Source organism: Rathayibacter sp. VKM Ac-2857, from assembly GCF_013205025.1.
Taxonomy (GTDB): domain Bacteria; phylum Actinomycetota; class Actinomycetes; order Actinomycetales; family Microbacteriaceae; genus Rathayibacter.
Genome location: NZ_JABMLE010000002.1, coordinates 1,347,138 through 1,366,455 on the forward strand (window position 1 = coordinate 1,347,138; position 19,318 = coordinate 1,366,455).

The window sequence follows — 19,318 nt, forward strand, 5'->3', positions numbered from 1 at the left end:
CGACGTGCCTGGTTAGCGGATGCCCTTCTCGGCACCCTCGAGGACGGACGCCGCGGTGTCCGGGGTGACGATGGTCGGACCGGTCGCCACGGCGCCGCCGCCACCGAGGGCGAAGCCGCCGTTGTGGTTGAGCCAGAGGGCGTCGACCGACTCGTAGCCCTGCAGGTAGGGCTGCTGGTCGACGGTGAAGATGACCTTGCCGTCGACGATCGCCTGGGCGAGGTCGGCGTTCATGTCGAACGAGCCGACCTTCGCCTTCGAGCCGGTCGAGGCGACGACGTCGACGGCCGCGAGCGTGAACGGGGCACCGAGCCCCATCACGACGTCGGCCGTGGTGTCGGCCTGGAGCTTCGCGGTCAGCGTCGAGGAGACCTGCGTCATGTCGGTGCCGGTCACGTAGAGGATCTCGGTCGCGGGGATCTGCTCCTTGATGCCGGCGCAGCGGGCCTCGAGGCCCACGTGGCCCTGCTCCTGGATCATGCAGATGGGCTTCGTGTAGCCCTCGGCGACGAGCTCCTTGCCCGCCTCGACGCCGGCGAGCTTGTCGTCCTGACCCACGTAGGTCAGCGCTCCCGCCGCCAGCGCCTCGTTCTGGCCGCCGTTGAAGCCGACGACGGGGATGCCCGCGTCGAGCGCCTTCTGCACGACGTCCTGCATCGCGTCGGCCTTCGCGAAGGTGACGGCGATCCCGTCGACGTTCTGGTCGATGGCCTGCTGCACGAGCTGGGCCTGGCGTCCGCCGTCGGCATCGCCCGAGTAGACGAGGTTGACGTTGTCCTTCGCGGCGGCGGCCTCCGCGCCCTGGCGGACGATGTCCCAGAAGGTGTCGCCCGCGGCGGCGTGGGTGATCATCGCGATGGTGATCTCGGGGGTGCCGGCGGTCGCGCCGGAAGCGGTGTCGTTCGACGACGTGTCCTCGCGGCCTCCGCCGCTGGAGCAGCCGACGAGCGCGAGGGCGGGGACGAGGGCCAGCGCGGCCAGTCCTGCTGCCAGACGGGTTTTCTTCACGAGAATCTCCTTCGTTTGCCGTGAGGTGCTCCGTTCGAGGAGCGACCGGGGCCGACGAGGACTCCACCCGTGGATCGCGTGCCGAGAGGGGACGCCGGTGGAGGGATCATCGTTGATTCTGTGACGCACGGTCGCTCGACCGGGGCTGATGGGGACGATAGCCGGTTCCTGTTCAACAGACAAGATGTCCAGCCGATGAAAATCAATGCGGCGTCCGTCGGCGCTCCGACCCTAGGGCCGCCCACTCTGGAGCGGTCCATCTCCGGCGCAGGTCGGGCATGATGGCGGATCATGGACGCCACGCCTCCGCTCAGACGCCCGACCATCCGCGACGTCGCCCGCACGGCCGGAGTGTCGAAGTCGCTGGTCTCCCTCGTCTACGCGAATCCCGCGAGCGTGAGCACGGAGCGGCGGCAGCGCGTGCTGGCCGCCGCCGAGGAGCTCGGCTTCCACCCGAACACCGTGGCGCGCTCCCTCGCCGGCACGGACGGCAACTTCGTCGGGATCCTGGTAGCGGACCTGCACAACCCGGTCTTCCCGGAGATCGTCGACGCGACGCGACGCGAGCTGGCCCGGATCGGCGAGGTGAGCCTGATGACCAGCGCGACGCTGCCCGGAGAGCCGGACCGGCACGTGCTCGACGACCGGGTCCTGGCGCTCTTCCGCGACCTCCGCCCTCGCGGCATCCTCATCGTCGGCTCCGTGCCCGACATGCCGGCCGTCGCCGCGCTCGCGGCGACGTCGGCACTCGTCGTCGCGAGCGCCATCGCCGACCACCTCCCCACCGCCCGCACGGTGCGCGGCGACGACGCGGCGGGGATGCGCCTCGTCGTCGACCATCTCGTCGGGCTGGGCCACCGCGACATCGCCCACATCGGCGGGGAGGGCGGGCTGGTCGCGGTCGCCCGGGCACGGGCCTACGAGCAGGCGATGACGGCCAACGGCCTCGCCGAGCACGTCCGCGTCGTCCCCGCCGACTACTCCGAGAACAGCGGGCACGCGGCGGCGGAGCACCTCCTCCTCGGCTCCCGGCCGCCGACGGCGATCACCGCGGTCAACGACCTCGCCGCCGTCGGCGCCCTCGCCGCCGCCGCCGAGCGCGGCCTGCGCGTCTCGGTCACCGGGTACGACGACACCTACCTCGCCGCCCTCCGCCAGATCTCGCTGACGACGATCGATCCCGGGAACGAGGCGATCGGCCGGCGTGCCGCCCAGCTGCTCTCGAAGGCGGGGCCCGGCGACACCGAGCAGCTCGACGACCTGATCGCGCCGTCGCTGCGCATCCGCTCCTCGACCGGGCCCCCGGTCTGATCCGCGTCGAGCCGACGCGAGCGCTCTTGACAGCACCGGGGGCGCGCCTTACGTTTGGACCGGTCCAGCGCCTCGGACCGGTCCAAACGACCGGAACGAGCCGCGCCGTGACGGAACGAGGCTCGGCGCGAAGTGGCGCCGCCGCCCGCGCCCGGCACGGCCGGCGCCGCTCGACCGTCCACCCCCGCCGCCCGCGCCGCCCTCTCGCGCCGGACGTCCGCGCACCCGGATCCGATCGGAGCCCTCCATGTCGACCACCCCTCCCCGCACCATCGGTGTCGGCCTCATCAGCGTCGGCTGGATGGGACGCCTGCACAGCCGCGCCTACAACGCGCTGCCGCTGATCTACCCCGAGCTCGGCCTCGCACCGCGCCTCGTCCAGGCGGCGGACGTCGCCCAGAGCGGCCGCGACTACGCCCAGGACGTGCTCGGCTACGAGACCACCACCGCCGACTACCACGACGTGCTCGCCAACCCCGAGGTCGACGTCGTGTCGATCTGCGCCCCGAACTTCCTGCACGCCGAGGTCGGCATCGCCGCCGCGAAGGCCGGCAAGCCGTTCTGGATCGAGAAGCCGGTCGGCCGCAGCGGCACCGAGACCCGTGCCGTCGAGGCCGCGGCGGACGAGGCCGGCGTGGTCACCTGCATCGGCTTCAACTACCGCCACGTCCCCGCCGTCGAGCTGATCAAGAGCATGATCGCCGACGGTGCGCTGGGCCGCATCACGAACGTGCGCGGCCGGTTCTTCGGCGGCTTCTCCTCCGACCCCGCCGACCCGCTGGCCTGGCGCTTCGTCCGCTCGATGTCGGGCAGCGGCGTCCTCGGCGATCTGATGGGCCACCTGGTGGACCTCGTGCACCACGTCCTCGGCCCGATCGCGTCGGTCACCGCGTCGACGGGCACCTACCTCACCGAGCGCCCGCCCCTGCCGGGATCCGGCTCGACCGCGCCGCTCCCCGTCGAGAACGAGGACTACGCGAACATGCTGATCCGCTTCCACGACGACGCGGTCGGCGCCGGCGCGCTCGGGACGCTGGAGGCCTCGCGCATCGCGGTGGGCTCCTCCTCCGACTACAGCATCGAGATCAACGGCACCGAGGGCTCCGTCCGGTGGAACTTCGCCCGGATGAACGAGCTCGACGTCGCGCTGACCCGCACCGGTCCGTTCGTCGGCTTCACGACCGTCCTCGCGAACAAGGACTTCCCCGAGTTCGCGCGCTTCCAGCCCAGCGCCGGCACCGGGATGGGCTACGACGACCTCAAGACCATCGAGGCGAAGAAGTTCCTCCTCGCGGTCACCGGAGGCTCCGCCGAGTCCTCCAACATCCACGACGCGGTCGCCTCGGCGCAGGTGCTGGACGCCGCGGAGGCGTCCGCCGCCGCCGGCACCTGGGTCGCCACCCCTCTCGTCGCGGGCACCACCGCGGCCTTCGCCCGCTGACCCGCCGCTCCCCGGCCGTCGTCCCACTCAGACAAGGACCCTCGACATGACCGTCAAGATCGCCACCGCCCCCATCTCCTGGGGAGTCAGCGAAGTCGCCGGCTGGGGCGTGCAGCTCCCGCCCGAGCGCGTGCTCGCCGAGATGGCCGAGCTCGGCTTCACCGCCACCGAGATCGGCGCCGACGGCTTCCTGCCGGAGGCGCCCGCCGACAAGGCCGCCACCCTGCGCGAGTACGGGATGCAGGCGATCGGCAGCTTCGTCCCCGTCGTGATGCACCGGGCCGACGTCGACCCGCTCCCCCGCCTCGAGCGCGAGCTCCTCGCCTACGCCGCGGCGGGCGGCGACGTCCTCGTCGTCTGCGCGGTCACCGGGCTGGAGGGCTACGACGTGACGCGGGAGCCGCTCACCGACGCGGAGTGGGACGTGCTGTTCGGCAACCTCGACCGGATCACCGCGACGGCCGCCGCCCAGGGCGTCCGGGCGGCGCTGCACCCCCACGTCGGCACGGTCGTCGAGACGGCGGACGATGTGACCCGGGTGCTCGAGGGCTCGACGATCCCCTTCTGCTTCGACACCGGTCACCTGATGATCGGCGGGACCGATCCCGTCGCCTTCGCCGCCGACCACGCCGACCGGATCGCGCACACCCACCTCAAGGACGTCTCCCTCGCGTGGATGCAGAAGGTGAAGAACGGCGAGATCAGCTACTACGACGCCTGCATCGAGGGGCTCTACACCCCCGTCGGCCAGGGCGACGTGGACGTCCGCGCGATCGTGACCAGCCTCGTCGAGAGCGGCTACGACGGCTGGCTCGTCCTCGAGCAGGACAAGATCGTCCAGGAGACGCCCGCGCCCGGCGAGGGACCCCTCGAGGACGCCCGCGCCAGCGTCACCTTCCTCCGCTCGCTGCTCGCGGAGGTGGGCGCGGCGTGAGCGGACTGCACATCGGCGTCCTCGGCCTCGGGCTGGCGGGCGTCATGCACGCGCGCAATCTGGCGCAGAACCCGGACGTCGACCGGGTCACCCTGATCGGCCGAGACGGCGCCCGCCTGCAGGCGACGGCGGCCTCGCTGCGCACGGCGCTGGCTCCCGGCGCCCCCGCCGACCTCGCCGGCGAGCACGCGCCGGCCGTCGCCGAGGTCGACCTCGGCACCTCGACCGCGACCGTCGACGAGCTCGCCGGCCGGATCGACGGAGTCGTCATCGCGACGCCGAGCGCCTCCCACCCGGAGCTCACGCGGCAGGCGGCCCGCGCCGGCCTGCCCGTGCTGGTCGAGAAGCCGCTCTCGATCGACCTCGACGCCCTCAAGGCGCTCTCGGACGAGCTCGACGCCTTCGACTCGCCGGTCATGGTCGCCTTCCAGCGCCGGTACGACCCGGGTCACCAGGCGCTGCGCGAGCGCGTGCAGGGCGGTGCTGCGGGGCGGCTGCGCCTCGTGCACGCGGTCGGCCACGACCACTACGCGCTGCGCCTCGACTACATCCCCAAGTCGGGCGGGATGTGGCTCGACATGCTGATCCACGACTTCGACTCGATCCCGTGGGTGACCGGGGAGCGGGTCGTGCGGGTGCACGCCGTGGGCTCCGTGCTCGACGAGCCGCTCTACAGCGAGCTGGGCGACACGGACACGGCCGCGGCGATCCTCACCCTCGAGTCCGGGGCGCTGGCGCTCGTGAGCGGCAGCCGCCGCAACGGCGCGGGCCAGGACGTCCGGATGGAGGTCTTCGGATCCGACGGCACGTTCTCCGTCGGCCTCGAGCCGCGCACCGCGGTCACCTCGACCGAGCCCGGCGTGGCCGCGCCGGCGGCACCCTACGAGACGTTCATCGACCGCTTCGAGGTCGCCTTCCGCAACGAGATCGCGCAGTTCGTCCGCGTCGTCCGCGGCGAGGACGCCAACCTGTCCACCCCGCGCTCCGGCATCCACGCCGTCGAGATCGCCGAGGCGGCGGGGCGCTCCCGCCTCACCGACGCCCCGGTCGACCTGGCCGCCGTCCCGGTCTAGACGCACCCACCCCTCCGACTCCCTCCACGACGTTAGGACGTCCCCATGACCACCCCTCTGCGCTTCGGCCTGTTCGGCACCGGCCGCATCGGCCAGGTCCACGCCGCGAGCATCGCCGCCTCCCCGAACGCCTCGCTGCAGTGGGTCTGCGACCCGTTCGTCGACGGCGCGACCACCACGGCCGCCCGCTACGGCGGACAGCCCACGGCGGAGCCGGCCGATCTGTTCTCGGCCGGCGACATCGACGCCCTCGTCATCGCCTCGCCCACCCCGACGCACGTCGACCTCATCGACAGCGCCCTCGACGCCGGCATCCCGGTGCTCTGCGAGAAGCCGATCGACCTCGACATCGTGCGCGTCGACGCCCTCCGCGCGAAGGCCGCCGCCTCCGCCGTGCCCGTGGTCCTCGGCTTCAACCGCCGCTTCGACCCGCACTTCGCCGAGCTGCAGCGCCGCGTGGCCGAGGGCGAGATCGGCGACCTCGAGCAGCTCGCGATCATCAGCCGCGACCCGGCCGAGCCGCCGGCCGCCTACGTCGCGACCTCCGGCGGGATCTTCCGGGACATGACGATCCACGACTTCGACATGGCCCGCTTCTTCCTGCCGGAGATCGTGCGGGTCACCGCGCGCGGCGCGAACCAGTTCAGCCGTCCCATCCGCGAGGCCGGCGACTTCGACGCCGTCGTCGTGACCCTGGAGGCCGCCGGCGGCGAGCTGATCACCATCACCAACTCCCGGCACAGCGCCTACGGCTACGACCAGCGCTTCGAGGCCTTCGGATCGAAGGGCATGCTGCAGATCGGCAACATCGGCCCGAGCGCGATCACCGGCTACACCGACTCCCTGGTCGAGTCGCGCGCCCCGTACCACTCCTTCTTCCTGGAGCGCTACGGCGACGCCTACCGTCTCGAGCTCGAGGCCTTCATCGAGACGATCCGCGGCGAGCCCTCGCGCAGCCCCGGCTTCGAGGACGGCCGCGCCGCGCTCCTGCTCGCCGACGCCGCCGACCGCTCCGCCCGCTCGGGGCGCACGATCGACGTCGACCTGGCGTCATGACCGGGCCCCGCCTCGTCGCCACCTGCTGGACCAGTGCCGGCGCCGTCGGCCCGCTGGACGTGCCGGAGCGCAGCCCGCTCCCGCCGCTGGAGCGCCTCCGGGCGATCGCCGACGGCGGCTGGGCCGGCTTCGGCTTCGCCCACGAGGACCTGATCGAGGTCCGCGACACCATCGGCTTCCCCGCCCTCCGCGCGGCGATCGACGCCGCCGGCTTCGAGCACGTCGAGGTCGAGCTGGTGACCGACTGGTTCGAGGACGAGAGCGTCTGGCGACCCCGCTGGGAGATGCTCCTCGAGGCCGCCGAGATCCTCGGTGCCGCCTTCATCAAGGCGGGGCCGCCCGCCGGACCTCCCGCTCCCGACCTCACCCCGTACGTCGCGCCGCTGCGGCGGCTCGGCGAGGAGGCCGCCCGGATCGGCACCCGCGTGGTGCTCGAGCCGCTCCCCTTCTCGGTGATCGACACGCTGCCCCGGGGCGCCGAGCTGATCACCGCGGTCGGCCATCCCGCCGTCGGGCTCATCGTCGACTACTGGCACGTGTTCCGTGCGGGGACCTCGCTCGAGGTGTTCGCGGCGGCCGTCCCGATCGAGCAGGTCTTCGGCGTGGAGCTCAGCGACGCGCCGGAGGAGGTCGTCGGCACGCTGTTCGAGGACACCCGGAACAACCGCACCCTCCTCGGCGAGGGCGCGCAGGACGTGGCCGGCTTCATCACCACGCTGCGCACGATGGGCTACGACGGCGCCTGGGGCGTCGAGATCATCTCGGACGAGCACCGGAGTCGTGATCTCACGTCGGCCCTCGCGCTCGCGAAGGCCAGTGCCGAGGCGGCCTTCGCCCGGTCAGCCTGAATCCAGCTATCACCCAGTGGACAGTGCGTCCACATCGCGATATTCTCTTGGTGTCGCCGCGGACGCGGTGACCGCAGAAAGGACTGCACCATGACCGACCCCCAGATCCTCGAGAAGGGCACGTGGAGCACGATCACGCCCGAGATCGCCGGATGGGAGTACGTCTCCTTCGAGGTCCTGACCTTCGACGGACAGACCGTGACCTTCGACGCCGATGAGAACGAGCGAGCCCTGGTGCCGCTCTCGGGAGTCGCCACCGCGACCGTCGACGGCACCGCCTATGAGTTCGGCGGGCGCGCGAGCGTCTTCGAGGGTCTCGGCCACTGCCTCTACATCCCCCGCGACACCGCCGTCACCGTCACGGCCACCGCGGGCGCCGAGCTCGCCGTGGCCTCCGCTCCGGCGACCACGAAGCACGAGGTCGTCCTCGTCACCCCGGACGACCTGCCGGTGGAGGCCCGCGGCGCCGGGAACGCGTCGCGGCAGGTCTCCACCCTGATCCCGCCGGCCTTCCCCGCCGACCGCCTGCTCGTCATCGAGGTCTGGACCCCGGGCGGGAACTGGTCGAGCTACCCGCCGCACAAGCACGAGCACGACCACGACGGCGAGGCGCAGCTCGAGGAGACCTACTACTACCGCCTGCGCGACCCGGAGAACGGCTGGGCCCTGCAGCGCGCCTACAGCCCCGAGCGCGGCTTCGAGCTCGCCGAGACCGTCCGCGACGGCGACATCTGCCTCCTGCCGTGGGCGTACCACACCACGGTCGCCGCGCACGGTCACGACCTCTACTACCTGAACGTGATGGCCGGCCCCGCGCCGGAGCGCACCCTCCAGGCCGCGCAGGACCCGGCCCTCAAGGACCTCGTCGAGGCCTGGCCCGAGATGCCGGTCGATCCGCGCATCCCCCTCATCCCCCGTCATCCCCTCGCCCGCTCCTGACGCGCGCGCGGCCGACCCTCCCCCACAGACAAGGACGAATGCGATGACGCACACGACCGCCGTACCCACCCTCCGCCTCACCGTCGGACAGGCGGTGATCCGGTTCCTCCAGGCGCAGTACGTCGAGCGCGACGGCACCACCGAGCAGTTCTTCGGAGGGGCGTTCGGGATCTTCGGCCACGGCAACGTCGCCGGCATCGGGCAGGCGATGCTGCAGTACCAGGACGATTTCCGCTACTACCAGGGCCGCAACGAGCAGGGGATGGTGCACATCGGGATCGGCTACGCGAAGATGCGGAACCGCCTCGGCGCCCTCGCCGTGAGCACCTCCATCGGCCCCGGCGCGACCAACATGGTCACCGGCGCCGCGACCGCGACCGTCAACCACATCCCGGTCCTGCTGCTCCCGAGCGACGTGTTCGCCACCCGCACGACGGGCGCCGTCCTGCAGCAGCAGGAGATGCCCTACGCGGCCGACATCACGGCCAACGACTCGTTCCGCGCGGTGTCGCGCTACTTCGACCGCATCTGGCGCCCCGAGCAGCTCGCGCCCGCCCTGCTCGAGGCGATGCGCGTGCTGACCAGCCCCGCCGACACCGGCGCGGTCACCATCGCCCTGCCGCAGGACGTCCAGGCCGAGGCGTTCGACTTCCCGGCCGCGCTGTTCGAGCGCCGCGTCTGGAACATCGCCCGCAACCGCGCGGACCGGGCCGCCCTCGCCCGCGCCGCCGCGATCATCCGCTCCTCGACCAACCCGGTGATCATCGCCGGCGGCGGTGTCGTCTACTCCGAGGCGAGCGAGCAGCTCGTCGCGTTCGCGGAGTCCACCGGCATCGGCGTCGGCGTCACCCAGGCCGGCAAGGCCTCGATGCCGCACGACCACGCCCTCGCCCTCGGCGCCCTCGGCGCCAGCGGCTCCGCGTTCGCGAACGACATCGCCGGCGATGCGGACGTCGTCATCGGCATCGGCACGCGCTACACGGACTTCACGACCGCCTCGAACACGCTCTTCAAGAACCCGACCGTGCGCTTCATCAACATCAACGTCGCCGAGATCGACGCGCTGAAGGAGTCGGCGACGCCCCTCGTCGGCGACGCCCGCGAGACGCTCACCGAGCTGCGGGAGCTGCTCGAGGGCTGGGAGGCGCCGACCCGCGCCGCCTCGGTCGCGGCCGCGAGCGGCTGGCGCGCCGAGGTGGACCGGATCATCGAGCTCGACGGCGGCGACACCCTCTCGCAGGCGCAGATGATGGGCGTCCTGAACTCCGTGGCCGGCGAGCGCGACGTGATCGTCAACGCCGCGGGCTCCATGCCGGGCGACCTGCACCGCCTCTGGCGGGCGGGCTCGGTCAAGGGCTACGACATGGAGTACGGCAACTCGTGCATGGGCTACGAGATCCCCGGCGCGATCGGCAACGCGATCGCGGACCCCTCGCGCCACGTGTTCGCGCTGATCGGCGACGGGACCTACCTGATGCTCTCCCAGGAGATCATGACGGCCGTGCAGGAGAAGCTGCGCATGACGATCGTCATCGTCGACAACTACGGCTACGGCTCCATCGCCGCGCTGTCGGAGTCGCGCGGGTCCCAGGGCTTCGCCTGCCGCTTCAACGAGCGCGGCGAGGGCGGTCGCCACGACGGCGCCCGCATCGAGGTCGACTTCGCCGCGAACGCGGCCAGCTACGGCGCGACGGTCTGGACGGCCGACAGCGCCGACTCCTTCCGCGACGCGCTGGCCGAGGCCACCGCGTTCGAGGGCACCGGCATCGTCTACGTCCAGGTCGACTCCCAGGCCCGCTTCGGCGGCTCCGGCGCGTGGTGGGACGTCCCCGTCCCCGAGGTCTCGACGCTCGAGTCGACGACCGCCGCGCGCGAGGAGTACGAGCACGAGCGCGCCGCGCAGCACCTCTACCTCTAGCAGCGCGCCGCCCAGCACCCCACCTCCCGGCCAGAGGGGCCGTCCCGTCTCCGAGTCGCTCGGCGGACCGGACGGCCCCTCTCGCCATCGACCCTCCACCGTAGAAAGCGAGACCCCGTGAGCAGCACGCTCTCCACCGCGCCGTCCTCCCTCGACGCTCTCATCGCCGCCGTGCCGACCGGTCTGATGATCGGAGGAGTCGTGCGCGACGCCTCCGACGGCTCCACCTTCGACGTCCTCGACCCCGCGACGGGACGGACCCTCGCCACCGTGGCCAGCGGCACGGTCGACGACGCCCGCGCGGCCGTCGACGCCGCCGCTGCGGCCGCCGCCTCCTGGGCCGCGACGCCGCCCCGGCAGCGCTCGATCATCCTGTCCAGGGCCTTCGAGCTGATGACCGCGGCGGGCGACGACCTCGCGGAGCTCATCGTCGCCGAGAACGGCAAGATCTTCGCCGACGCTCGCGGCGAGGTCGCCTACGCGGCGGAGTTCCTGCGCTGGTACGCGGAGGAGGCCGTGCGCATCCCCGGCATGATCAGGACCGCTCCGGCCGGCGCCAACAAGATCCTGGTGACGCACCACCCGGTCGGCATCGCCGTGCTGGTCACCCCGTGGAACTTCCCCGCCGCGATGGCCACCCGCAAGATCGGTCCCGCCCTCGCGGCCGGCTGCACGGTCGTCCTCAAGCCGGCGAGCGAGACCCCGCTCACCGCCCTGGCCATCGCGAGGATCTTCGAGCAGGCCGGCGTGCCGGCGGGCGTCGTGAACGTGCTCCCCAGCAAGCGCAGCGGAGCGGTCGTGGAGGCGATGGTGAACGACGACCGCGTCCGCAAGCTGTCCTTCACCGGGTCCACCGAGGTCGGCGTCACCCTGATGCAGCTGGCCGCGAGGACCGTGGTCAACACGTCCATGGAGCTCGGCGGCAACGCGCCGTTCGTCGTCTTCGACGACGCCGACCTCGACGCGGCGATCGACGGCGCGATGATCGCCAAGATGCGCAACGGCGGCGAGGCCTGCACCGCCGCGAACCGCTTCTACGTGCAGGAGGGCGTCGCCGCCGAGTTCGGCCGCCGCCTCGCGGAGCGGATGGACGCCCTCGTCGTCGGCTCCGGCGCCGACAGCTCCTCCCAGCTGGGTCCCGTGATCAACGCGGCCGCTCGCGAGGACATCCACGCGCTGGTGACCGGGGCCGTCGCCGACGGCGCGACCCTGCTCACGGGCGGCGAGTCGCCCGAGGGCGAGGGGTACTTCTACCCCGCCACGGTCCTGGTCGACGTGCCCGCGACCGCCGGCATCCTCGATCAGGAGATCTTCGGGCCCGTGGCACCGATCGTGTCGTTCGCGACCGAGGAGGACGGCGTCCGCCTCGCGAACGGCAGCCCGTTCGGCCTGGTGTCCTACGTGTACACGAGCGACATCGGCCGCGGCCTCCGGGTGAGCGAGCGGATGGAGTCGGGCATGGTCGGCCTGAACCGCGGACTGGTCTCCGACCCGGCCGCTCCGTTCGGCGGCATGAAGCAGAGCGGCATCGGCCGGGAGGGCGGCGCCGAGGGGCTGCTCGAGTACCTCGAGAGCCAGTACATCGCCGTCGCCTGGTGACGCCGGCCGCGGCACTCCGCTGACGCGGGGACGGCGGGGACGGGGACCGCGGTGAGGGGCGGCAGGGATCTCAGGATCCCTGCCGCCCTTCGTCGTCACGCCGGTCCGCGTCCCCGAGCGGGAGCCGCGGGAGGAGCGGGAACCGCGGGAGGAGCCGCCCGGCGGGCCTGCAGCCGCGCCGCGGTGAGGCCGCAGCCGCCGAAGACCAGGACGCCGAGTCCGATGATCAGCACCGGGACGGTCCAGCCGCCGGTCGCGTCGTGAGCGGCGCCGACGAGGGAGGGCGCGGTGCAGGCCACCGCGTACCCGACGCCCTGGACCAGGGCCGAGAGCCGGCGCGCGTGGTCGTCGCTGGTGGACATCCGCACGACGATCACGAAGACCGCGGTGAAGCCGCCGCCCTGCGCGGCGCCGCCGAGGAGCTCCCAGAGCAGGTAGAGGTCCGGAGCGAGGAGCAGGCCGAGCGGGATCGTCGTCCACGCGGCGAACACGGCCGCGATCCCCCAGGCGGCGCCGGCGCGAGCGACCAGGACGGGCACGCCCATCGCGCCGATCAGCGCGGCGATCTGGAACAGCGACGAGGACGATCCGGCGACCGTGAGCGAGTAGCCGCGCTCGTCGTGCAGCAGCTGCGGCAGCCAGGCGGTGGTGCCGTAGTAGGCGAAGGCCTGACCGGCGAACGCGAAGGACAGCAGCAGCGCCGTCCCCGTGACCCGGACCCGGGGCGCCCGGTCGGCGGCGATCGGGCGGGGCAGGGGGACGACGGCGGCGCGAGGGCCGACGGTCGCCGACCACACCGCGCCCGCGACAGCGGCGAGCGCCGCCCAGAGCACGAGTGCCGTGCGCCAGCCGAGCGTCTCGGCGAGCGGCGCCGTGGCGAGCGATGCGGCCAGCGATCCGATGTTGATGGCCGAGGAGTAGAGGCCGGTGGCGAAGGCGACCCGGCGAGGGGCGACGTCGCGGCGGATCAGCACGGGCACCACGACGTTGCCGATGGTGATGAACATCCCGATCACGACGGCGCCGATGATCAGCGCGGGGACTCCGCCCGCCGAGCGGACGACGGTCCCGAGCACGACGCCGAGCAGGCACAGCGTCGTCGCCGCGTCCGGCCCGATGCGGCCGATCAGGGCGGACGCGAGCGGCGTGGCCAGGGCGAAGAGCAGGACGGGGAGGCTGGTCAGGAGGCCGATCCCCGCGGAGCTCAGCTGCGTGTCCGCCTGCAGGAGCGCGGCGATCGGCGCGACGGCGATGATCGGCCCGCGCAGGACCAGCGCGATGAGCGAGAGGGCGATCAGGACGACGGGGGCCGGAGGGAGCCGACGCGCGACGCCCTCGACTCGGCGGGTCGCTCGTGCGGTGCTCACCCGGGACTCAGGCCTCGTCCGTGAGCGCGCGGTGCAGCGCGGGTGCTCCGACCTCGATGCCGGGCACCGGGCGGAAGGCCGAGAGCACCGGTGCGGCGTCCTCGACGGCCAGTGCGCCCCAGCCGACGGCCGCCGCCAGCGCGGTTTCGAGCCGGTCGGCGTCGCCGTCGGGCCAGGCGCTGAGGAACCCGGCGAGCGCGGCGTCGCCGGCTCCCGTCGTGTTGACGACGTCGGCCCGTGGCGCTCGCGCCCACAGGGCCCTCGTCCGCGTGACGGCGAGAGCGCCGTCGGCGCCGAGACTCGCGAGCACCGTCTCCACTCCCGCGTCGACCAGCTCGCGCGCGGCGTCGACGACGTCGCCCAGCGTCCGCAGCGGCCGGCCGGCGGTCGCGGCGAGCTCGTGCACGTTCGGCTTGATCAGATCCGGCGCGAAGCCGGTGCGGATCCAGCGGCCGAGCGTCGCGTCCCCCGAGTCGAGGCAGATGCGGGCTCCGGCCCGGCGGGCCTCGGCGAACACCGGTGCGGGATCGAGGGTGGCGCCGCTCCCGGCCTCGCGGGGCATGCTGCCGGCGATGACGATCCAGTCGGCGTCGATCCGCTGGATCTCCCTGCCCGCGACGGCGCACAGCCGCGTCCAGACCCCGGGATCCAGTGCCGACGCCCTCTGATTGATGTTCGTCGTGGACCCGTCCGCGGCGACGACGATCGTGTTCACCCGCGTCGGCGCCGTCACGCTCACGGTGCGGTAGAGCTCCTGATCCTCGAGCACGCTCACCGCGTCCTCGAGGTTCATCGGCGCGATCGCGACGGTCTCGTTGCCGGCCAGGCGCAGCGTCCTCGCGACGTTGATCCCCTTGCCCGCGAGATGGGTCTCGACGGAGAGGGCCCGGTGGACCGTGCCCGGAGTCATGGAGCCGACCCGGTACACCCGGTCGATCGCGGGCGCGGGCGTCAGCGTCACGACGCGGGAGCGTCCGGCGACGACGGGCGTCCGGGAGATCGGGTCGACGTCCATGAGGGTCACGGCGCTACACCGTGGCCAGCGCGACGGCGGAGCGGACGCTGTCGGCCACCCGGCGGGCCGAGAGTCCGTACTTCTCGAGCAGGAAGTCGTTCGGCGCCGACTCCGACCAGCGGTCCTCGAGGCCGATCCGGGTGACCCGGAAGCTCGCGCTCTCGGCGGCGATCTCCGAGATCAGGCCGCCGAGGCCGCCGATCCGGCTGTGGTCCTCGACGGTGATCACGTGCGTCGCGGCGCCGATCATCCCGAGCAGCTCGATCTCGTCGAGCGGCTTGATCGACGGGACGTGGATGACCTGCGCGCGGACGCCGTCCGCCGCGAGGAGGCGGGCCGCCTCCAGCGTGCGCGAGCTCTGGACGCCGGTGGAGATCAGGGTGACGTCCTCGCCCTTCTGCAGCTCGACGGGCAGTCCGGGGACGAAGATGTGGCCGGCCTCGAAGACGGGCTCGACGGCGTCGCGCGCGAAGCGGATGTAGACGGGTCCGTCGTACTCGGCGGCCCAGCGGACGACGGCCTCGGCCTCGTACTCGTCGGCCGGCGCGATGACGGTCATGTTCGGCATCGCCCGCATGATCGCGAGGTCCTCGATGTCCTGGTGGGTCTTGCCGCTCGAGCCGTTGAGGAGTCCGCTGTAGGCCGCGGCGATGCGGACCGGCGCCTTGGTCTGCGAGACCAGCATCCGGATCTGATCGAGCGCCCGGTGGGTGAGGAACACCCCGAAGGTCGACAGCCACGGCCGGTAGCCGAGCGTCGACATCCCGAACGCCATGCCGACCATGTTCTGCTCGGCGATGCCGATCTGGATGAACGCGTCGGGTGCCTTCTCGGCGACGATGTCGGCGCGTGTCGAGGTGGCGAGGTCGCCGTCGAGGACGACGACGCGGGAGTCGGTGAGGGCGAGTTCGGCGAGCGTCTCGCCCCAGACCTGGCGCTGAGCCTTCATGCGTACATTCCTGCCTGTTCGGTGTCGGAGCCGCTGGCGGCGCGCAGCTCTGCGCGGGCGGTCTCGAGCTGTTCGGGGGTCGCGACACCGTTGTGCCACTTGTAGGTGCCGGCGGTGAACGAGAGGCCGTTCCCCTTGGTGGTGTTGCCGATGACGACCGTCGGCTTGCCGGAGACGCCGCGGTAGGCCTCGGCCGTCGCGTAGCCGGAGAGGATGTCCCCGAAGTCGTGGCCGTCGATCGAGATCACGTTCCAGCCGAAGCCGGCGAGCACGGCGGGGAGGTCGACGTGGCCCATCGGCTCGCTGCGGTCGAAGCGGTCGCCCTCGGCGGCGGGCCAGCCGTACTGCTGCAGCCCGTTGAGGTCGATGATCAGCGTCAGATTGTCGAGGTGGTACCGCGGGGCGGCGATGATCGTCTCCCAGACCATCCCCTCCTCGATCTCGCCGTCGCCGACCATGACCCAGGTGTGGAAGTCCTTGCCGAGGCGCTTGGCCGCGAGGGCCATGCCCGCGCCGGCGGAGAGGCCCTGGCCGAGAGAGCCCGACGACGAGTCGACGCCCGGCGTGATCAGCATGTCGGGGTGGCCCTGCAGCCGGGAGTCGCCGTGATCGAAGGTCAGCAGCTCCTCGACCGGGAAGTATCCGCGCAGGGCGAGCACCGAGTACAGGCCGATCGCGCAGTGCCCCTTGGAGAGGATGAAGCGGTCGCGGTCCGGGTCGTGCGGAGTCGCGGGATCGATCCTCATCTGCCGGAAGTAGAGGGCGACGAGCATGTCGATCGCCGAGAGGGGGCCGCCGATGTGGCCGGCCTTGCTGGAGGTGACGGTCTCGACCACGCGCCAACGCGCTTCCTGGGCGATTCCGGCCAGCTCCACCGTGGTGGGTGCGGTGTCGATGTCTGCGCTCATGCTGCTTCCTCGTCTGGTCGGGCAACGGTGCCGTGCAATGAAACTACCGCGAAACGAACGCTCTGTCTATTCAGTGGGAATATTAGGGTGCTCGGATCCGCTTGCGCCGCCGCTGTCCGTCCGATGAGAAGATGGGGGCATGAGCCCAGACGCTCCTGCACCGGCAGGCCTCGAGATCCTGTCGAAGGCGGATGCGATCGTCCGCCTCCTCGAGCAGCGGGGCGAGTCGACGGCCGCGGAGATCGCGGAGGAGGTCGGCGAGCCGGTCAGCTCGACCTACCGCCTGCTGACGAACCTCGCCGCGATCGGCTGGATCGACGCGGGCTCGCGACGAGGCGTCTTCCGGCTCGGCGTCCACTTCATGCGGGTCGGCGGCCGGCTGGAGGACAGGATCAGCGTCCGGGACGCGACCGTGCCGTCGCTCCGGTCCCTGCTGGCCGCGACGGGAGCGACCAGCTTCCTCTGCCTGCGGCGCGGCACTCGCGCGGTGTGCGTCGAGCGGTTCGAGGGCCGCGACGTCCGCTCGCTCGCGCTCCGTCTCGGCGACTCCCTCCCCCTGCACCTCGGCGCCGCCCCGGTGGCGCTCCTCTCCTTCCTGCCGGAGAGCGAGCGGGAGGCCGTCATCGAGCAGCTGGCCGCGGAGCGGACGCAGGACGCCGGTGGCTCCACCGCCGTCACCCCCACAGCCGACGAGTTGCGGCGGACGGTGGCGCTCACGCGGGATCGCGGCTACTCGATCTCGGACGGCGACGTCACTCCCGGCATCGCCTCGCTGGGCGCGCCCGTCTTCAACCATCGCGGCGAGCTCGAGGGCGCCCTCTCGATCAGCGGCCTGCGCAGCACCGTCCTCTCGACCTCGGTCCCGACCGTCGACCTCGTCCTCGAGGCGGCCGCGACCTCCAGCCGCGCACTGGGCTACCGGGGGACCGCAGCATGAGCCCCGCCAAGCCGATCCGGGTCCTCGCCAACACGCGGGACCTCGTCGAGGCGCTCTCCCACGAGGGTCCGCTCACACCGGCCGAGATCGCCGAGCGGATCGGCGTGCCGCGTCCGAGCGTGTACCGGCTGGTCGACGGGCTGAACGCGGTCGAGCTGACGGAGACCCTCCCCGACGGGAGGGTCGCCCTGAGTCTGCGCTGGCTGCACATCGCGGACGCGGCCCGAGCGTCGATGACCGAGTGGGCCGGCGCCCAGGACGCGCTGACCGCTCTGGTCGACGCGACCGGGCAGACCGCCTTCCTCAGCGTCCTCCGGGACGACAGCGCGGTCTGCGTCGACTGGGTGCAGGGCCGGGGCATCGGCGTGCTCATCCTGAAGCCGGGTCGAGCGCTCCCCCTCCACGCCGGAGCCGCGGGACGGCTGCTGCTCGCCTGCGCCGCCGACGCCGAGGCGTATCTCGCGCGGGCGCCGTTCGAGCAGCTGACGCCGTCGACCCGGACGACGCGGGCCCAGCTGCTCGAGGACATCGCCCTCACCCGGGAGCAGGGCTTCACCGTCTCCGACGAGGACGCGACGGTCGGCATCGGCGCGCTCGGCCTGCCGATCCGCTCCCCGGCCGGCGCGACGATCGCCTGCGTGTCCCTCGGCGGTCTGGCGGCGGACGTCCGCGGCCGCCGCGAGGAGTTCCTCCGAGCGCTCCGCGTCGCGGCCGCCACCCTGACGCCGAGCTGACCGGCGCGACCCTCGCGACGTCCCGGTCGGCCGAACCGAGGCCGATGATCCGACCGCGAGCGCGAACGCGTCGTGGTCGACACGGACGAGGCCCGCTGATGCGACCGATGTCGTCAGAGCGCGCGCAGCACCCGGCGCGGCGCGTCGAACGCGGTCGGCGCGCCCACGCGGGAGCCGATCAGGCGGTGCACTTCGTCGCGTGCCAGCCCGGAGTCCTCGAGGCGCCGGCCGACGGACGCGGCGAGCGCCGGTGACTCCGGGGCGAGCAGATCACTGCCGGGCTCGCGGATCCGCCAGTCGCGCGCGCCGAGCTGCCGGTGCAAGCGCCGGCGCTCCTCGGACGTCACCTTCCCCATCCGGTGGGCGCGCTCGAGGACCGACTGCATCGAGACGCCCCACTCCGCCTTGAGGTCGGACAGCTTGCCGAGGGTGAGCGACGACAGCTCCGGCCCGATGACGTGCGCCGGCATCAGGAACTCCGCGGCGAAACGCACGTGCCCGCTGATCCTCCGCCGGTCAGCGGCTCCGCTCGTGACGCGGGATCTGCGTCAGGTCGATGCCGAGGACGCTCCGGAGCTGCGCGGCGAACGCCCGCTCGAGGTCGGCGCAGACCGGGTCGCCCTCCGCCCAGATGCGCGCGGCCCGGCAGCTCTCCTCGATCCGCTCGGCGGTCGCGGACCGCCACCACTGCGGGTCGGCGGCTGCGGCGAGGAGGGTACGGGCGTCCTCGACCTCGCGCCGGTACCGGGTGAGCAGTCCGCGCGTCCTCTCGGGGTCGGCCTTGGCCGCCCAGAGGTCGTCGATGTGGGACTGCAGTTCGGCGTCCCCGACGCGGCAGGCCTGGAGGACCAGCTCGCGCGCGTTCTCGAGTGGCGGGGTGCGGGTGTCGTCGAGGCCGGTCACGGTCACGACCGCTCGCCGGTGACGCGTCGGCCTTCGGGGGGTCGGGGGTCCAGCAGAGTCGTCATCGAGATCCTTCGGCGCGCAGTCGGGGGCGGGGAGCGGCGGGGCCCGGTGACGCGCGTCCGGCCGGCCGCGAGGGAGTGGGGGCTCTCCTGCGGCGGGCGAACGGTGCCGTCGTCGCCACGGCCCGGGGGTCGGCGTCCGCGGGCGGGCGCCTTCTCGTGGGGCCGCGGGGGGATGCGACGACGGCCGACTCCGGATCCGCTCGTCGACGACGCTATCTGAACATCCCTTCAGACATCGAGGTGTTGACAGGGCGCCGGATCCGCGCGGGTGGACCGGTGGCGGGCTCCGATGCTCGGTCACACCCCGTTCCGC

Annotated in this window: 18 protein-coding genes; 11 read left to right on the forward strand and 7 right to left on the reverse strand. The window is 72.6% G+C overall.

The window, feature by feature from the left end; all coding sequences use genetic code 11:
* Positions 1-12 precede the first annotated feature (12 nt).
* On the reverse strand, positions 13-1,008 hold the full coding sequence (locus HQQ86_RS13290; protein ID WP_173288665.1) for a substrate-binding domain-containing protein: 996 nt from the start codon (positions 1,006-1,008) through the stop codon (positions 13-15).
* A gap of 291 nt (positions 1,009-1,299) precedes the next feature.
* Here HQQ86_RS13290 and HQQ86_RS13295 point away from each other — a divergent pair, with 291 nt between their 5' ends.
* From HQQ86_RS13295 to HQQ86_RS13335, 9 genes are all read left to right on the forward strand, one after another.
* A complete protein-coding gene (locus HQQ86_RS13295) occupies positions 1,300-2,319 on the forward strand; it encodes a LacI family DNA-binding transcriptional regulator (protein WP_173288666.1) in 1,020 nt (339 codons plus the stop codon).
* 247 nt (positions 2,320-2,566) lie between these two features.
* Positions 2,567-3,760, forward strand: a complete 1,194-nt coding sequence (locus HQQ86_RS13300; protein ID WP_173288667.1) for a Gfo/Idh/MocA family protein — start codon at positions 2,567-2,569, stop codon at positions 3,758-3,760.
* Positions 3,761-3,806: 46 nt separating this feature from the next.
* On the forward strand, positions 3,807-4,694 hold the full coding sequence (locus HQQ86_RS13305; RefSeq protein WP_173288668.1) for a sugar phosphate isomerase/epimerase: 888 nt from the start codon (positions 3,807-3,809) through the stop codon (positions 4,692-4,694).
* Positions 4,691-5,767 carry a Gfo/Idh/MocA family oxidoreductase gene (locus HQQ86_RS13310; RefSeq protein WP_173288669.1) on the forward strand — a complete coding sequence of 359 codons (1,077 nt, stop codon included), beginning with the start codon at positions 4,691-4,693 and terminating at the stop codon, positions 5,765-5,767. The genes HQQ86_RS13305 and HQQ86_RS13310 overlap by 4 nt, the downstream gene beginning before the upstream one ends.
* Before the next feature lie 45 nt (positions 5,768-5,812).
* The gene (gene iolG, locus HQQ86_RS13315; protein WP_173288670.1) at positions 5,813-6,823 is read left to right on the forward strand and encodes an inositol 2-dehydrogenase; all 1,011 of its coding nucleotides are present in this window, start codon (positions 5,813-5,815) and stop codon (positions 6,821-6,823) included.
* Positions 6,820-7,671 carry a sugar phosphate isomerase/epimerase gene (locus HQQ86_RS13320; RefSeq protein ID WP_173288671.1) on the forward strand — a complete coding sequence of 284 codons (852 nt, stop codon included), beginning with the start codon at positions 6,820-6,822 and terminating at the stop codon, positions 7,669-7,671. Before iolG ends, HQQ86_RS13320 begins: the two co-directional genes overlap by 4 nt.
* A gap of 90 nt (positions 7,672-7,761) precedes the next feature.
* Positions 7,762-8,610 carry a 5-deoxy-glucuronate isomerase gene (iolB, locus tag HQQ86_RS13325; RefSeq protein ID WP_173288672.1) on the forward strand — a complete coding sequence of 283 codons (849 nt, stop codon included), beginning with the start codon at positions 7,762-7,764 and terminating at the stop codon, positions 8,608-8,610.
* A gap of 43 nt (positions 8,611-8,653) precedes the next feature.
* A complete protein-coding gene (gene iolD, locus HQQ86_RS13330; protein ID WP_173288673.1) occupies positions 8,654-10,528 on the forward strand; it encodes a 3D-(3,5/4)-trihydroxycyclohexane-1,2-dione acylhydrolase (decyclizing) in 1,875 nt (624 codons plus the stop codon).
* A 186-nt stretch (positions 10,529-10,714) separates the two neighbouring features.
* The gene (locus HQQ86_RS13335; protein ID WP_173288824.1) at positions 10,715-12,127 is read left to right on the forward strand and encodes an NAD-dependent succinate-semialdehyde dehydrogenase; all 1,413 of its coding nucleotides are present in this window, start codon (positions 10,715-10,717) and stop codon (positions 12,125-12,127) included.
* A 95-nt stretch (positions 12,128-12,222) separates the two neighbouring features.
* Here the strand turns inward: HQQ86_RS13335 and HQQ86_RS13340 are convergent, their stop codons facing one another.
* From HQQ86_RS13340 to HQQ86_RS13355, 4 genes are read right to left on the reverse strand one after another with little or no spacing between them, the layout of a single operon-like run.
* The gene (locus HQQ86_RS13340) at positions 12,223-13,494 is read right to left on the reverse strand and encodes an MFS transporter (RefSeq protein ID WP_173288674.1); all 1,272 of its coding nucleotides are present in this window, start codon (positions 13,492-13,494) and stop codon (positions 12,223-12,225) included.
* A gap of 7 nt (positions 13,495-13,501) precedes the next feature.
* Positions 13,502-14,509: a 1-phosphofructokinase family hexose kinase gene (locus HQQ86_RS13345; protein WP_254072126.1), complete on the reverse strand. Its 1,008-nt coding sequence runs from the start codon at positions 14,507-14,509 to the stop codon at positions 13,502-13,504.
* A gap of 13 nt (positions 14,510-14,522) precedes the next feature.
* Positions 14,523-15,458: a transketolase family protein gene (locus HQQ86_RS13350; RefSeq protein WP_173288676.1), complete on the reverse strand. Its 936-nt coding sequence runs from the start codon at positions 15,456-15,458 to the stop codon at positions 14,523-14,525.
* Positions 15,455-16,366 (reverse strand): transketolase, encoded by a 912-nt coding sequence (locus tag HQQ86_RS13355; RefSeq protein ID WP_173288677.1) that lies wholly within the window; start codon positions 16,364-16,366, stop codon positions 15,455-15,457. The genes HQQ86_RS13350 and HQQ86_RS13355 overlap by 4 nt, the downstream gene beginning before the upstream one ends.
* A 139-nt stretch (positions 16,367-16,505) precedes the next feature.
* Between HQQ86_RS13355 and HQQ86_RS13360 the strand changes: the two genes are divergently transcribed.
* Together HQQ86_RS13360 and HQQ86_RS13365 are read left to right on the forward strand one after the other, a co-directional pair.
* A complete protein-coding gene (locus HQQ86_RS13360; protein WP_173288678.1) occupies positions 16,506-17,303 on the forward strand; it encodes an IclR family transcriptional regulator in 798 nt (265 codons plus the stop codon).
* The gene (locus HQQ86_RS13365) at positions 17,300-18,037 is read left to right on the forward strand and encodes an IclR family transcriptional regulator (RefSeq protein ID WP_173288679.1); all 738 of its coding nucleotides are present in this window, start codon (positions 17,300-17,302) and stop codon (positions 18,035-18,037) included. Before HQQ86_RS13360 ends, HQQ86_RS13365 begins: the two co-directional genes overlap by 4 nt.
* A gap of 113 nt (positions 18,038-18,150) precedes the next feature.
* Here HQQ86_RS13365 and HQQ86_RS13370 read toward each other — a convergent pair whose 3' ends face one another.
* Together HQQ86_RS13370 and HQQ86_RS13375 are read right to left on the reverse strand one after the other, a co-directional pair.
* A complete protein-coding gene (locus tag HQQ86_RS13370; RefSeq protein ID WP_173288680.1) occupies positions 18,151-18,531 on the reverse strand; it encodes an ImmA/IrrE family metallo-endopeptidase in 381 nt (126 codons plus the stop codon).
* A 22-nt stretch (positions 18,532-18,553) separates the two neighbouring features.
* Complete coding sequence (locus HQQ86_RS13375; protein ID WP_173288681.1) at positions 18,554-18,946, reverse strand: hypothetical protein; 393 nt, start codon at positions 18,944-18,946, stop codon at positions 18,554-18,556.
* Between the last annotated feature and the right edge of the window lie 372 nt (positions 18,947-19,318).